Source organism: Thermococcus sp. ES12 (assembly GCF_012027515.1).
GTDB lineage: Archaea > Methanobacteriota_B > Thermococci > Thermococcales > Thermococcaceae > Thermococcus > Thermococcus barossii.
The window spans coordinates 1-13,981 of record NZ_SNUP01000001.1 but is presented as its reverse complement, the minus strand read 5'-3'; the positions used below and the strand labels follow the sequence as shown (position 1 = coordinate 13,981).

The following is a 13,981-nucleotide window of genomic DNA, read 5'->3' as shown; positions in this document are numbered from 1 at the left end:
GCAATGGAACAGGAAAAGGTCGCCGAAATAATTGACTCTGTTCTTCCCGGTGAGACGGTTCTGGTAAAGTACACCACATCCTACATTCCAGAGTTCACCCTGAAGTTCTTCATCGAGTACTCAAAGGAGAGGGGCGTCCCCCTGGTTATTGATGATAACTTCGACACTCTTCACGCTATTGCAATCCACGCCAAGACCATGGGACTTTCCCTGGATCTGGACAGCGTCTACGTTCTTAAGACCGGAGGAAAATTTGACGTAGGAAACGTCCTGGCAAAGGTTCCTTTTCACCCGGATCCAAGGGTCTACCTCAAAAACTATGAAGAAAGCAGCATTAAAATCTTCAGAGAAATTCCCTCCCCAATGATAAACCTCGTCCTGGGGCTGGAGAACCTCTTTCTCGTCACGAGAACTCCCCTTGACACATACCGCATTATACTTGCCATGCAGAGATTCACAGGAGACAAGAGGAGAAAGGCGTTCTACCTTGTCAATGAGGGGATAATGGAGAGTCTCCCCGTGAAAAGCCTTTACGAGCTGGAAAGGATCTCCACGACCGTCGTCAGGCTGACACCGTACCACACTGGGGCAGATGTTAAAGTCCTGAAGACCATTAATCCAAGTCTGGTTGGAACGGAAACAACGATAGATGCGGGAGGGTGGAGCTAATGGAAGCCCTAAAAAAACCAGTTCTGATCACAGAAAGGGACCTCGACGAACTGCTGGAGCAGATTTGGCCAGGAGGAACCACCATAGTCGAGAACAGGGCATCACTGGGGATAGAGTTCGCACTCCATGCATTCATCCAGTACTCAAAAAAGAGGGGAATCCCCCTGATAGTCGAGGACATATTCGACACACTACCCGTCTACATGACCCATCTGAGACTGATGGGGGTTCAGGTAAAGGATCCCGATGTGAAGGTCATCAAGGTGGGTGGAACCCAAGAGGTAGGGGACGTAATAGCAAGAATAAAGTTCGGAAACGACCCTCACGTCTATCAGGAAAAGATCGACAGGGAGCTCCAGAAGATAACGGGTAACTCAACGTACGTGCATCTCGTCCTCGGCCTGGAGAGGCTACTGGTCCTTCAGGGTGATGTCCACAGCATTTACACCCTTATGGGGCTGATAAAGCAGAAGCTGGGAGATGCGAGGAGAATAAACCTGTACCTGATAGAAACGCCGATCATGGAAACCCTAGAGTTCAACCCCCTCCCGATGCTCGAAGACCTGGCAACATCCGTGATAGAACTCCAAGACGAGGACGAACTCATAGATATAAAATTGAAAAAGTCTGTCTTCACACTGCTCATGCACAGAGATCACCTGCTCGTCTCCCCAAGGGAGATACTGCGGTGGTGGATGTGAACCTTCTTGGGGAGCTCCTGGGTAGGGCAAGAAAAGATGGAGCACACTCAAATTGTTCCAAAAACCCGTGGAAATTCAGGATGGAGTGTCCCAAGATTCTTGGCATTCAATAAATCACAGTGAATGTAAAGGAGAAAGACCAGGGATCCCCCATCGTCAGCGGGGACAAAGTCGAAGTAATGCCGGAGAAAGCATGCCTGTAGAGAATTATGAGGTACTATAGGATATACCCGTGATGACGCGAAATAGGCAACACAGGGACAAGTTTTAATCCCCTTTTACCAATCTTCTCGGGGGAGGTGTATGGACATCTTCAAACGGTTCAGAAGGAAAGTGAATGGGCCGGAGATAGCCTCAAGGCATCACATCGGGAAGTTCAAGGTTGTTGGGACTACTCGCATCCCCGGAAAGCAGGTTTTGAGGGGGATCGTGCTTGAGGGGATTATATATCCAGGTTACAAGCTCAAGGGCGGTGGAATAGCGCTCGTGAGGGAGATACGCCTCCAGAACAGAAGGGTGGACTTCATCGTGGAGCACGACGAAGCGGCCCTGGTTCTTGAGGGAGTGCTTAAGGTTAAAGAAGGAGACATCCTCGAAGTTTACCGCTCGTGAGGTGATTGTCATGATAATCTGGGACGACCACTTTCACGTTGACCCCTACAAGGGCCTCTTCCTTGAGGCCGTCAAGCAGTTCCACCGTGCCGGAGGAACCCACCTGGTGGTTGTCTACAAGACGGCCCACGACTACGGCTTCCAAGGTCTGAGGGCCGAGGACTTCATGAGGGCAATGGACTTCCACATCGGGCTCGTCGAGAGAATCAACCGAGAAACGCCGGTTAAAGCCTATGCCGTCGTCGGCGTTCACCCCGCGGAGTTTGTCTATATGGCCGAGCAGAAGGGCCTAAACTATGCCAGAAACGAGGTCATGAAGGCACTTGAATACGCCCAGAGACTTTGCCTGGAAGGGAAAGCGATAGCGATAGGCGAAATAGGTAGGCCCCACTACGAGGTAAGCGAGGAAATCTGGGGGGCGAGCATCGAGCTGATGAAGTACGGGATGAGCCTAGCGAAGGAGGCCGGCTGTGCTGTTCAGCTTCACACAGAGAGCTTCGACGAGGAGAAGTTCAGGGAGCTCGGCGAGTACGTGAGGGAGGTCGGGATAAAGCCGTACAGGGTCGTCAAGCACTTCTCGCCGCCGCTGGTGAAGGTCGCTGAGGAGGTCGGAGTCTTCCCGAGCATCATCGCGAGCAGGAAGAACATCGAGGAAGCGATAAAGCAGGGCAACCGCTTCATGATGGAGACCGACTACATAGACGACAAGAGCCGTCCCGGGGCTGTTCTCGGGCCGAAGACCGTGCCGAAGAGAACGAAGGCATTCCTCCAGAATGGCCTCTTCACCGAGGAGGACGTCTACAAGATTCACGTCGAGAACCCGGAGAAGGTTTATAAGGTGGATTTACAAACATAAAAGCTGGGGATTCCAATGTTACTGGAAGTGTTTTTTCAATCTCCTATTTTCTTAATTCTCTGGTTAGTCCTGCTAATGTTTATACGAGCTCTAATTGAGTTGACAGGAGAAAATGAGAAAACAAAAAAGCTCTTAAGATCATTATGGGTTATAACATCGACAATTGTGTTGAGTATTGCATTAAGCAAAATGCCAATATTAATAATAGGATTCACTATAATATCCACGATTCTCCTTATAATAGCTCTAAGAAATTCTAAATTTAGATTGTATATAGAGAGTGTAAATGAAGAAATTAGGCATATTTTTATAGTTATGTTATTGAAAATCTTTTATTCTCCTTTCATGTTAAATCTCGCTATTAGGTGGGAATTTATACGGAACAATCTGTATAAATCACTAAATGAAGATACTGATCTAATGGTCACCAAAATCAGCAAAAAGCATGGAAATGTTACTGGAAATCTCAATTTAGTACTTGAGTCCACTAAATGTAAAGACAAACAAGAAAAATTAAAAGTAGGCTGCAAAAAACCTTTGTATGTTCAACGAAGGCACTTAACAGAAAAATACTTCTGGAAAAAGTGGGCATTTTCAATAGTAGTCTTAAGGAACAAACTGGAAATGAACTACAGAGGTGGGAAATATACACTGAAAATAGACTTAACTGGCCAGTCTTATGGGATATACAATAATGATGGGAAAAAATTTCTTAAGACACATTTTTTCGAAAAAGCTAAAGAACAATACAAAGACATTGAAAAGGACTTCATTGAATGGATTAAATATAAGAAGCTTTTAAACACGAAAATCCGTGAGACTCCATTTAGGTGGGCATCCGCAGGAGTTTTGCCAATAGTAAAGATAGGAAAGAAATACTACATAATGCTAATTTTCAGGACTATACCCCCAATCGGTTGGAATCTACCGTTAGGCGCCTCTGAAACTAAGTCAGAATACAAAAACTTAAGGGAACTAATGCTAAGAGAGTTTCATGAAGAAGTATTAATAGTTAACAGAAAAGCCCTTCTGCAATATATTAGAGACCCTCAACAGAGAAAAATAGAATTCAAAAACTTTACTGTAAGAGGATGCTCAACGTATTTACCTCCCCAAACATTGGATGAACTTTATGAACACTTAAAAAGACATGTATCCCTAAGGGAAAAAATAGATGAGATGGTCTTAAGTACTGATGAAGAACAAATAGTAGTTCTCCATCCAGTCGAAACTCCTTTTGAGGTTGAAATAACATATGATACTGAAGAATACAGACAACAAAAAAGCATTGTATCTGATGTTATATTTACAATAAATCCCTTTGAACAGGGAATCGACATTTTGGGAGTGTACGAAATTGAACTTGATGAAAATGTTTATCCTCTAACAGGTGAGTTAACCAAAGTTATCGAAAGAAAAACTCATAATGTTACAGGGGAGATATTCATTAGAGAACCCATACTACTGTTATCAATTGATAAAGTCAGGGAAATGTTTAAAAACGAGAATCTTTTCAATGAATATCTCAAAGACCTAGACAACTACAAAGATGGTTCTATTGTTATACCTGAGCTAGGAGGCGAAGATTACATAATAGAGTATCTTGATGCGATAGATATACGCAGATCTCATGTTGATAAGATATTCAATGAGTTGTCGGAAACATTAAATACAAGTATGCTTGCGGATGCCAATAACATACTTCAAAAAATAAAAAAGGATATCTGGGAGAAATATAAAAGGAAAATCGAGTATTATGAGAACAACGTTAATGGAGGACCGCCAATATATAACCCAGATGAAGTTAAAAAACTCCAAAAGGAAATTGACAAGATTTTTAATGAACTCCTCCAAAAGATACCTAATAAAAAAGAATACACAAAAACAAAGTTTTTGATAAAAGACCTTAAATCAAATCTGGAGTCTGTAGTGTTGTATTTCCCACAGCTAGCTTATATACGAGGTTACCACAAAAAGCATGGCAGCTTTCCAAACCTAAGACAAGAAGAATTAAAGTTACTTTTAACATTATGTCCCGCTACGTGGAAAAGCCTATCGATAGGAGTCAAATTTGGAATATTTAGCAAGTTCTTTAGTAATGACTAGAATTTAATATTTAATGCCTAAAGTTCTCCACCCTCACCCTTCCAGGCTCTCCAACCTCCCCCTCCACCTCAAAGACCTTTCCCAGGAACCGCTCCACGACCCAGACGTTGGTGACAAGGTGGTTGGTAACCTCCGCCACCCCAAGCTCGCCGCCGGCGAAGGCTAAGAACGGTATCAGCTGGTCGCCGAGGAACCTGCCAACCGCTTTTCCGCCGGTCAGCTGGGCTATCAGCTCTTCAGCCGCTTCCCTCCCGACCACTTCCGCGGGTTTCCCACGCTTCCCGAGGGCATCACCGCCGAGCCTCAGTTCATCCGTCTCGGCCCAGACGACGATACCGCTTCCCGGCCCGAGGGAGCGCGAGACCTCGGTCTCTATCTCCACGGGGACGTTGTAAAGCTCCTCAAGCCGTTCTCTGGCCGCCTTGGCCTGCCTCTCGGCGACGTGAGAAGGAAGGTTGGTGGCGTGGCTTATTCCGGCGAAGCGCTCTATTCTGCTCCACTCGACGGCCTTCAGGGGTTTCCTCTCCTCCCAGGGCTCAACTTTTCCAATGACGAGGCCACCTCCCTTCGGGTAATGACCTCTCCGCCTGATTTCGAGTTCAACTTTAAGACCCATCTTCTCCAGCGCGAAGAGCGTAACGTTCCTGAGGTAGTCCACCGGTGGACTCCAGGGGACGTCGGTTCCCCCGGTTACCTCGAAGCTTCCCCCGGTGAAGGCCATCGCAGGGAGCAGGGCCTGAAGGACAAGGGTTACACTCCCGGCCGTCTTTATGGGCACACGAATATGCCGGGGCTTTGCCTTCCCGGGTATGAACTCCAGAACCGTTGAGCCGACCTGAGCACCCTTAACCCTCGCGTTGCTCAGCTCCTTCAGGGCTAGAATTCCGTGGAGGTGCTGTGGCCTCAGGCCGGGGTTCGGTCTGTTCGCGCGAATCTTAACGATTTTAACTGGTTTTCCGGTGATCACTGAAAGGGCGACGCTCGTCCTCAGTATCTGCCCCCCTCCCTCACCGTAGGAGCCGTCTATCACTATCATCTCTCCCACCGTCGGAGGTTTCGGCGGGGATGCTAAAAATTTTGCCGAAAGGCTTTTACTCGGTGAAACCAATTTCAGGTGGTGTGAGCATGGACGAGCTTGAGTTCTGCATCAAGAGCATGAGCTACCCGCTGGGAATGTGCGTTGAAAACCTCCTGAGAGAGGAGGGCGGCACACTCACAATTTCTGGAAACGCTCTGCTCCTCCCGAAAATTCCCTTTGCGGCAAAATGCTATCTCACAGGGCTGCTGCTCTTTGCGAGCCTTGACGTGGTTGACAGAAAACGTCTGAGCGATGATTATCGGAAGTTAGAGGAGTTTAGGCAGAAGATTCTGAATTCCGAGCTGGGGAAGGCCGTTGGAGATTACCTAAGGGAACCCTGGGAGTACATCCGCGTGGGAACTTCAACGACAATAGACTGGCTGGAGTTCGAGAGGCGGGAAGAGGAGGTGAAACCCTACCTCAGAAGAATCGTGGAGCTCAGAGAACAGACCGCGGACCGCTCCGAATTTCTGGCCAAGGCTGACTTCCTGAGCGAGCTGAGCGTTGACGCCGCCCTTCTTCTGAGTTACCTGTCGGAGGAAGCCGGACTGAAGGAGCTCGTGAACGCCGCCCTCGGCAAGCACAACAGAGAGTTCCGCGAAATGGTTGTTCGCTACTTTAAGGCCCTCCGAGGTTGAGCCTCACTGCGAGGGAGAGGGCCTCCTCGGGGGAAAATCTCTTTTGAGCCATCAGGGCCTTAACCAGCCCCGCCAGGGCATCCGCGTTTTTCAGGTTCAGCCGCTCAGGGGGATAGTCGAGGAAGCGCTCCGGCTCAACCACAAAGCCCAGCCTCTCCGACAGCTCCGCCGCGAATTCCTCGACGGTCAGGGGCGGAAGGCGGACGACGGCGGGAAAATCCAGGGAGGAATACCTTCCCGCGTCCTTTGTTTCCACGACAACCGGGAAATCCCGCTCCGTTTCCAGCAGTTCGTAGACTTCCTCAAGTGGCGGCTCCCTCAGGAGAACCGCGTTAGGCGGGAGGAGTTCTGCCACTTCGATTCCCCTCAGGTTCTCAACCAGGACGTCAACGCCGAGTGAGAGCACATCCAGCGGCTCAAACTCGGGGATGGGTTCTTCTTTCACATCTCCCTCTTTTTCGGTGGTTATGCGCCGGTAAAGGGACTCGCTCACGAGTGTAAACTGGTAGATCCTCTCAACACCCTCAAGGTAGAGAACCCCGTTGGAGAGAAGCCTGAGGCCAAGCCTGGCTAGGGAGGCACTGAGCGAGGCTTCGCTCTTCGTTGTTATCGCCTTTCTCCCCCCCACTTCCTCGCTTCCCCTGCTCACGAGCCGGTAGTCGCCGGGAAATAGGCCCCGGGCACTGAAAAACTCCTCAAGTGTCTGCTTTGCCTTCTCCTCGCTGACCGCGTAAACCTTTATGAACTCCACGTTCTCCCCCCCGTCGACCCCTATCAGCACGACCGCGTCGCGCCTTTCCCTCGGAATCAGTATATCCTCCATACCCATCCCCGGTTTGTCTCTGCTGATTGGAGGAACAAAAACAGGATGCAAAAATCATCAACCTTCAGAGACTCATTGCCCCGAGGAGCTCCCCAGTGTCGAGGTTGACTATCTGCACCTCCCTCTTTCTGGTGTCCAGCAGGGCGATGCTCTTCACCCCCGTGACGTAGCCGCAGACCTCGCCGGGGTTGACGAGTATGGTCCTGCCCTCCTCCCGTATCTCGTAGCGGTGGGTGTGACCGACTATGACAACGTCGTAGAGCCTGCTCCTGGCCAGCGCGCGGACGATGCGCTCGTCGGTGCCGTGCGTCACGGCTATCTTCATTCCGTCGGCCTCGATTTCGAGTATCTCATCGTAGATGCCCAGCGCCTCGTAGAGGCCCTTCCTTTCGCCGTCGTTGTTGCCAAACACACCCCTGAGCGGTGCCCGGAGCTTCTTGAGTTCCCTGGCAACGAAGGGGGCAACGTAATCGCCCGCGTGGATGACCAGCTCAACGTTTCTTCCGTTAAACAGCTCGACCGCCCTAGCGATTGCAGGAAGGTTGTCATGGGTATCGCTCATTATACCTATCAGCATGTCCTCACCCATGAAGAGTACACCCTCAAGGCTTATAGGGTTAACGTGGAAATACGTGAAAATCTTCCAGTTTTTTCATACAAAAAACAACACAAAATTAATAGGCATTCGAGAGGATGGGTATATTCGAGAGGGTGATGTCATGTTCACCGGTAGGGCGGTCATAGCGGTTAAAATCCTCCGTCCCCTGGGAGACTGGAGCGCTGGTGACGTCGTTCTCCTTGAGGACTGGAAGGCAAAGGAACTCTGGGAGGCTAGGATAGTCGAAGTTATTGACGAGACCGACAAGGTGATAGGGGAGATAGACCGTGCGATAGCGGAGGAGCGTGAGAACGAGCCCTTGATGCCCCTCCCTGCCGGGCTGTACGAGAGGGCCGAGTTCTACATGTATTACCTGGAGAACTACGTGAGGATGAACGCAGGGGAGAGCATAGAGACAATAAACGTCAAGCTGACGAAGCTGGCGAACCTGAAGAAGAAGCTGGAACACCTGAAGACGATACGCTTCAACAAAATCCTGAAGGCGGTCATGCTGAGGCCCAACAGCCTGGAGCTTCTTTCGAGGCTTTCGCCGGAGGAGAGAAGGATATACCTTCAGCTTTCAAGGATTAGAAACGAGTGGCTGGGTGAGGACTGATGGACAGGGAGGATATGATAGAGAGGTATGCGCGCTTTCTGAGAGAGTACGTGGACGACAGCGGGAACGAGGTATACCTGAACAAGCTCAAAGACCTTCTCACGGTCACCCCAAAGCGCTCGCTGGCTATAGACTGGACGCACCTCAACTCCTTTGACCCCGAGCTGGCGGCGGAGCTCCTTGAGAACCCTGAGGAAAGCATTCTTGCGGCGGAGGATGCCATTCAGATAGTCCTGCGAGAGCCGCCCCTCCTCAAGGAGGAAGAGTTCAAAGTTCACGCGAGGTTTTACAACCTTCCCAGAACCCTTCTGGTCAAAGAACTTGGGAGCGAGCACATAAACAGGCTCATTCAGGTTGAGGGTATAATCACGCGCGTGAGCGAGGTGAAGCCCTTCGTTGAGAAGGCTGTATTCGTCTGCAAGGACTGCGGCAACGAGATGGTTCGCCTCCAGAGACCCTACGAGAACATAGTCAAGCCGAGCAAGTGCGACGCCTGCGGCTCCAGAAACGTTGACCTCGACGTCGAGAAGAGCAGGTTTATCAACTTCCAGAGCTTCCGCCTTCAGGACAGACCCGAGAGCCTTAAAGGAGGCCAGATGCCGCGCTTCGTTGATGCGATCCTGCTCGATGACCTCGTGGACACGGCACTGCCGGGCGATAGGGTTCTCGTGACGGGCATACTGCGCGTCATCCTTGAGCAGAGGGACAAGAGGCCGATATTCAAGAAGGTTCTGGAGGTAAACCACATCGAACAGCTCAGCAAGGAGATAGAGGAGCTTGAGATTTCACCGGAGGACGAGCAGAAGATACGGGAGCTGGCAAAGAGAAAGGACATCGTCGATGCGATAGTTGACTCAATAGCACCTGCAATATGGGGGCACAAGACCGTCAAGAAGGGCATAGCCCTGGCCCTCTTCGGTGGCGTGCAGAGAACGCTCCCCGATGGAACGAAGCTAAGGGGAGAGAGCCACGTTCTGCTGGTTGGAGATCCGGGAGTAGCGAAGAGTCAGCTCCTCCGATACGTTGCCAATTTAGCGCCGAGAGCGATTTATACGAGTGGAAAGAGCAGCTCCGCCGCCGGTTTGACGGCCGCAGCAGTCCGGGACGAGTTCACGGGGTCTTGGGTTCTCGAAGCGGGTGTTCTCGTTCTGGCAGATGGCGGGTTCGCCTGCCTGCACCCCGATTCGAGGGTATTGGTAGATGGGAAGTACGTTCGCATCGAAGACCTCTTCGAGCTTGAGAAATCCTATAAGGCCCTCTCCGACGGCCAGGTCGTTGATATTCAGGAGAAGGAGATGAGCGTCGTCGCCCTGAACCTTGAAACCATGAAGACGGGGACTTCCACGGCCACGATAATCCGCAGGAAGCCATGGAAAGGTGAGCTACTCAGGCTGAAGTTCCGCTCCGGCAACGAGGTAACCCTAACCCCTGACCACCTCCTCATAGACGGCCAGACCCTTGAGTGGAAAGAGGCGGAGAAGTTCAGGGTTGGAGAAAGCGTTGTGGGGCTGGATGAGGACTTCAAACCCAGGTCGGACGAAATCGTCTCCATCGAGCGCGTTCCCTACGAGGGCTACGTCTACGACCTTTACGTGCCGGGCGAGCACAACTTCCTGGCCGAGGGAATCATAGTCCACAACTGCATCGACGAGTTCGACAAGATGAGCGACCGCGACAGGAGCGCGATACACGAGGCACTAGAGCAGCAGACAATAAGCATCTCCAAGGCGGGCATTACGGCCACTCTCAACGCAAGAACCACCGTCATAGCGGCCGCAAATCCAAAGTACGGCCGCTTCAATCGCCACAAGTCCCTACCCGAGCAGCTCGACCTCCCACCAACCCTGCTGAGCCGTTTCGATCTCATCTTCCTGCTCCTCGACGAGCCCGACGAGAAGGTCGACGCGAGCATAGCGGAGCACATCCTCAAGGTCCGCCGCGGGGAGGCCGAGGCCGTAACGCCCAAGATACCCTACGACCTGCTCAAGAAGTACATAGCCTACGCCAGGAAGAACGTCCATCCCGTGCTGAGCAGGGAAGCGATGGAGGAGATAAAGCGCTACTACGTCAGGATGAGGAAGGGCTTCAAGCGCCCGGGCGAGGAGGACGGCGTGCAGCCGATTCCAATAACCGCAAGGCAGTTGGAGGCCCTGATAAGGCTCAGCGAGGCCCACGCAAGGATGCGCCTCAGCGAGACGGTCACGAGGGAAGATGCTAAAGCTGCGATAGCGATAATCGAGGACATGATAAGGAAAATAGCCGTTGACGAGGAGGGAACGCTGGACGTCTCCATACTGGAGGTCGGCAAGAGCTCCAAGAAGATAAACAAGATCGACAGGATGGTGGACATCATAAAGAGCCTGGAGAGCGAGGGAGAGTTTGGAGCCCCGGAGGACAGGATAATCGAGGCCGCGAAGCAGGCCGGCCTCGGCTCGGAGAACGAGATAAAGAAGCTCCTCAACGACCTTAAGAGGGACGCGAGGATATACGAGCCGCGTGCGGGCTTCTACCGCGTGCTCTGATTCTCACCATTTATCCACGCCAAAAGGTTATAAACGTCTCCCGATAGTTAAGATGGAGGTGAGGAAAGTGAGCGAGAAGAAGGTTGACTTTTACGATTTCGAAGGCTTACTCGATAAGGCTTACGAGGAGCTCCCCGAGAACGTCAAGCATCACACATCTCGTTTCGAGGTTCCCGCTGCGGTGGTCACGATAGCCGGAAACAGGACTATAATCGAGAACTTCGTGGACATAGCCGAGGCCATGAACCGCGACCCGAACCACCTGCTCAAGTTCATCCTGCGTGAGGTGGCAACGGCCGGAACACTCGAAGGAAGGCGCGTCATACTGCAGGGACGCTTCACACCTTACCTGATAGCCAACAAGATGAAGAAGTACCTCAAGGACTACGTCATCTGTCCGGTCTGTGGAAGCCCGGATACGAAAATTATCAAGCGCGGCCGCTTCCATTTCCTCAAGTGCGAGGCCTGTGGTGCCGAAACGCCGATTCAGCACCTCTGAATACCCTTTTCTTTTCATGATTTGAGGGCCGATAAAAACTCTTTTAAACTTTACAAACTACAAGTAGGCGACACTCTCAGCGGTCAGGGGGAGTTCTCATGAGCATGGAAGAGAAGGTTAACGAACTGTATGAGAGAAAGAAGAAGATTCTTGAGATGGGCGGCGAAAAGGCCGTCGAAAAACAGCACGCTAAGGGAAAGCTAACGGCTCGCGAGAGAATTGAAAAGCTCCTGGACCCCGGAAGCTTCGTGGAAATCGGAATGTTCGTGAAGCACCGCGGTACCGAATTCGGCATGGACAAGAAGGAACTGCCCGCCGACGGCGTCATCACCGGCTACGGTACCATCGATGGAAGGCTCGTCTTCGTGTTTGCCCAGGACTTCACGGTCATGGGCGGTTCCCTCGGTGAGATGCACGCGGCCAAGATAAAGCGCGTAATGGAGCTGGCACTCGAAGCTGGAGCGCCAATCATAGGCCTCAACGACTCGGGTGGAGCCAGGATTCAGGAAGGCGTCGATTCCCTCAAGGGCTACGGCGAGATTTTCAAGATGAACACGATTCTCAGCGGTGTTGTGCCGCAGATTACAGCCATTATGGGCCCCTGTGCCGGTGGTGCGGTGTACAGCCCGGCAATAGGTGACTTCATCCTCATGGTGGACAACCCGGCGAGCTTCATGTTCATCACAGGCCCGCAGGTCGTTAAAGCTGTGACAGGCGTCGAGGTTACACCGGTTCAGCTCGGTGGCGCGATGGTTCACGCCCAGAGAAGCGGGCAGGCCCACTTAGTTGGCAAGAGCGACGAAGAGGTTCTGGCGTTAATAAGGAGGCTTATAAGCTACCTGCCATCAAACAACATGGAGAAGCCGCCGCGCGTCAAGACCACCGACCTGCCCTTCAGGAAGACGGAAAGCCTTTACTCCATCGTCCCGGACGACCCGAACAAGGGCTACGACGTCAGGCAGGTCATCTACGAGATAGTTGACAGGGACGAGAACGGCAACCCGGACTTCCTTGAGATACTCCCGTACTTCGCCCCCAACGCCGTGGTGGGCTTCGGCAGAATGAACGGCCAGACCGTCGGCATAGTCGCCAACAACCCGATACACTTCGCGGGCGTTCTTGACATAGACTCAAGCGACAAGATAGCGAGATTTGTCAGAACCTGCGATGCCTTCAACATACCCATCGTTACCCTCGTGGACGTTCCGGGCTATCTCCCGGGAACTCAGCAGGAGTACGGCGGAATCATAAGACACGGCGCAAAGGTTCTCTACGCCTACTCGGAAGCCACAGTTCCGCTCGTTACCGTCATCCTCCGGAAGGCCTACGGCGGTGCTTATCTCGCGATGGGAAGCAAGCACCTGGGTGCCGACTTCGTCTTCGCCTGGCCCACAGCGGAGATAGCGGTTATGGGTCCCGAGGGGGCCGCAAACATAATCTTCAGAAAGGAGATAGCTCAGGCTGAGAACCCGGAGGAGGTTCGCCAGCAGAAGATAGCCGAGTACCGCGAGAGGTTCGCCAACCCGTACGTCGCCGCCGCGAGGGGATACATCGACGACGTCATAGACCCGGCGGAGACGAGGGCAAAGATAATCCTCGCTCTGGAGGCCATGGAGAGCAAGCGTGTTAAGCTGCCGCCCAAGAAGCACGGCAACATACCGCTGTGAGGTGTTAGCATGGTTGTGATGAGCGAGTTCATGGAGGGCCTGAACCTGACGGTGCTGGGAGTGACGATAGTCTTCATGGTGCTCAGCATACTGGCGGTCGTTCTCTACGCCGTTGGCTGGACAGAGAGAAGGCTGGTGGAAAGGGAGGGGAAAGCCCCTTCCCCAGTCCCCGTTCCACCCTCCAGGGCAGAGAGCGAAGAGAAGCCCGCCATACCGCCGAGGGACCTCGCGGTCATAACGGCCGCGGTGCTGGCATACACCGCGGAGAAGGCTTCACAGCTCAGACTGTTGCCGTTCAAGAGGAAAGTTTCCGATGCCTGGCGCCTCTACGGCGTCCAGAGCCAGATGGAAGAGGTTGAGGACTTCAACTACGAAATGGGGAAGTGGTGAAGATGGCGAAGGTCAAGGTCATCGTTGATGGTGTTGAGTACGAGGTTGAGGTTGAGGAGCTTGGGATGGGCCGCTTTAAGGTTGCCTTTGAGGACAAAGAGTACACCGTTGAGGCGAAGGGCCTTGGAATCGACGTGGGTGCCCTGAGCGCGGTTCCCGCCGCAAGTGCCCCGAGTGCCCCGAGCGTTCCCGCTCCCACGGCCGCC

The 13,981-nt window shown here is 52.2% G+C and carries 14 protein-coding genes and 1 pseudogene; 12 read left to right on the top strand and 3 right to left on the bottom strand.

Annotated elements, in window-relative coordinates; genetic code table 11:
* Positions 1 to 3: 3 nt before the first annotated feature.
* From E3E37_RS00075 to E3E37_RS00055, 5 genes are all read left to right on the top strand, one after another.
* The gene (locus E3E37_RS00075) at positions 4 to 669 is read left to right on the top strand and encodes a DUF257 family protein (protein ID WP_240921902.1); all 666 of its coding nucleotides are present in this window, start codon (positions 4 to 6) and stop codon (positions 667 to 669) included.
* Positions 669 to 1,370: a DUF257 family protein gene (locus tag E3E37_RS00070; protein ID WP_167714351.1), complete on the top strand. Its 702-nt coding sequence runs from the start codon at positions 669 to 671 to the stop codon at positions 1,368 to 1,370. The genes E3E37_RS00075 and E3E37_RS00070 overlap by 1 nt, the downstream gene beginning before the upstream one ends.
* A gap of 303 nt (positions 1,371 to 1,673) precedes the next feature.
* A complete protein-coding gene (locus tag E3E37_RS00065) occupies positions 1,674 to 1,982 on the top strand; it encodes a translation factor (RefSeq protein ID WP_167714350.1) in 309 nt (102 codons plus the stop codon).
* A 10-nt stretch (positions 1,983 to 1,992) separates the two neighbouring features.
* Complete coding sequence (locus E3E37_RS00060) at positions 1,993 to 2,838, top strand: TatD family hydrolase (RefSeq protein ID WP_167714349.1); 846 nt, start codon at positions 1,993 to 1,995, stop codon at positions 2,836 to 2,838.
* A 165-nt stretch (positions 2,839 to 3,003) separates the two neighbouring features.
* A complete protein-coding gene (locus E3E37_RS00055; RefSeq protein ID WP_167714348.1) occupies positions 3,004 to 4,944 on the top strand; it encodes a hypothetical protein in 1,941 nt (646 codons plus the stop codon).
* A gap of 10 nt (positions 4,945 to 4,954) precedes the next feature.
* On the opposite strand, the gene rtcA is transcribed toward E3E37_RS00055, so the two are convergent.
* Complete coding sequence (rtcA, locus tag E3E37_RS00050; protein WP_167715179.1) at positions 4,955 to 5,980, bottom strand: RNA 3'-terminal phosphate cyclase; 1,026 nt, start codon at positions 5,978 to 5,980, stop codon at positions 4,955 to 4,957.
* A gap of 89 nt (positions 5,981 to 6,069) precedes the next feature.
* Here rtcA and E3E37_RS00045 point away from each other — a divergent pair, with 89 nt between their 5' ends.
* The gene (locus E3E37_RS00045; protein WP_167714347.1) at positions 6,070 to 6,660 is read left to right on the top strand and encodes a hypothetical protein; all 591 of its coding nucleotides are present in this window, start codon (positions 6,070 to 6,072) and stop codon (positions 6,658 to 6,660) included.
* On the opposite strand, the gene E3E37_RS00040 is transcribed toward E3E37_RS00045, so the two are convergent.
* A complete protein-coding gene (locus tag E3E37_RS00040; protein ID WP_167715177.1) occupies positions 6,641 to 7,483 on the bottom strand; it encodes a hypothetical protein in 843 nt (280 codons plus the stop codon). The two genes, E3E37_RS00045 and E3E37_RS00040, sit on opposite strands and share 20 nt — an antisense overlap.
* A 64-nt stretch (positions 7,484 to 7,547) precedes the next feature.
* Complete coding sequence (locus E3E37_RS00035) at positions 7,548 to 8,060, bottom strand: metallophosphoesterase (protein WP_167715176.1); 513 nt, start codon at positions 8,058 to 8,060, stop codon at positions 7,548 to 7,550.
* Between the two features lie 142 nt (positions 8,061 to 8,202).
* Between E3E37_RS00035 and E3E37_RS00030 the strand changes: the two genes are divergently transcribed.
* The 6 genes and pseudogenes from E3E37_RS00030 to E3E37_RS00005 all read left to right on the top strand — a co-directional run.
* A complete protein-coding gene (locus tag E3E37_RS00030; RefSeq protein WP_167714346.1) occupies positions 8,203 to 8,697 on the top strand; it encodes a DNA replication complex GINS family protein in 495 nt (164 codons plus the stop codon).
* The gene (locus tag E3E37_RS00025; protein ID WP_167714345.1) at positions 8,697 to 11,219 is read left to right on the top strand and encodes an AAA family ATPase; all 2,523 of its coding nucleotides are present in this window, start codon (positions 8,697 to 8,699) and stop codon (positions 11,217 to 11,219) included. The genes E3E37_RS00030 and E3E37_RS00025 overlap by 1 nt, the downstream gene beginning before the upstream one ends.
* A gap of 52 nt (positions 11,220 to 11,271) precedes the next feature.
* Entirely contained in the window at positions 11,272 to 11,718 is a 447-nt protein-coding gene (locus E3E37_RS00020; RefSeq protein ID WP_088864036.1) for a translation initiation factor IF-2 subunit beta, read from the top strand.
* Between the two features lie 98 nt (positions 11,719 to 11,816).
* Positions 11,817 to 13,385, top strand: coding sequence for a carboxyl transferase domain-containing protein (locus E3E37_RS00015; RefSeq protein ID WP_167714344.1), 1,569 nt, complete (start codon positions 11,817 to 11,819; stop codon positions 13,383 to 13,385).
* 18 nt (positions 13,386 to 13,403) lie between these two features.
* Positions 13,404 to 13,775 (top strand): OadG family protein, encoded by a 372-nt coding sequence (locus E3E37_RS00010; protein WP_167715175.1) that lies wholly within the window; start codon positions 13,404 to 13,406, stop codon positions 13,773 to 13,775.
* 2 nt (positions 13,776 to 13,777) lie between these two features.
* Positions 13,778 to 13,981, top strand: a pseudogene (locus E3E37_RS00005) (acetyl-CoA carboxylase biotin carboxyl carrier protein subunit); the annotation flags it as partial.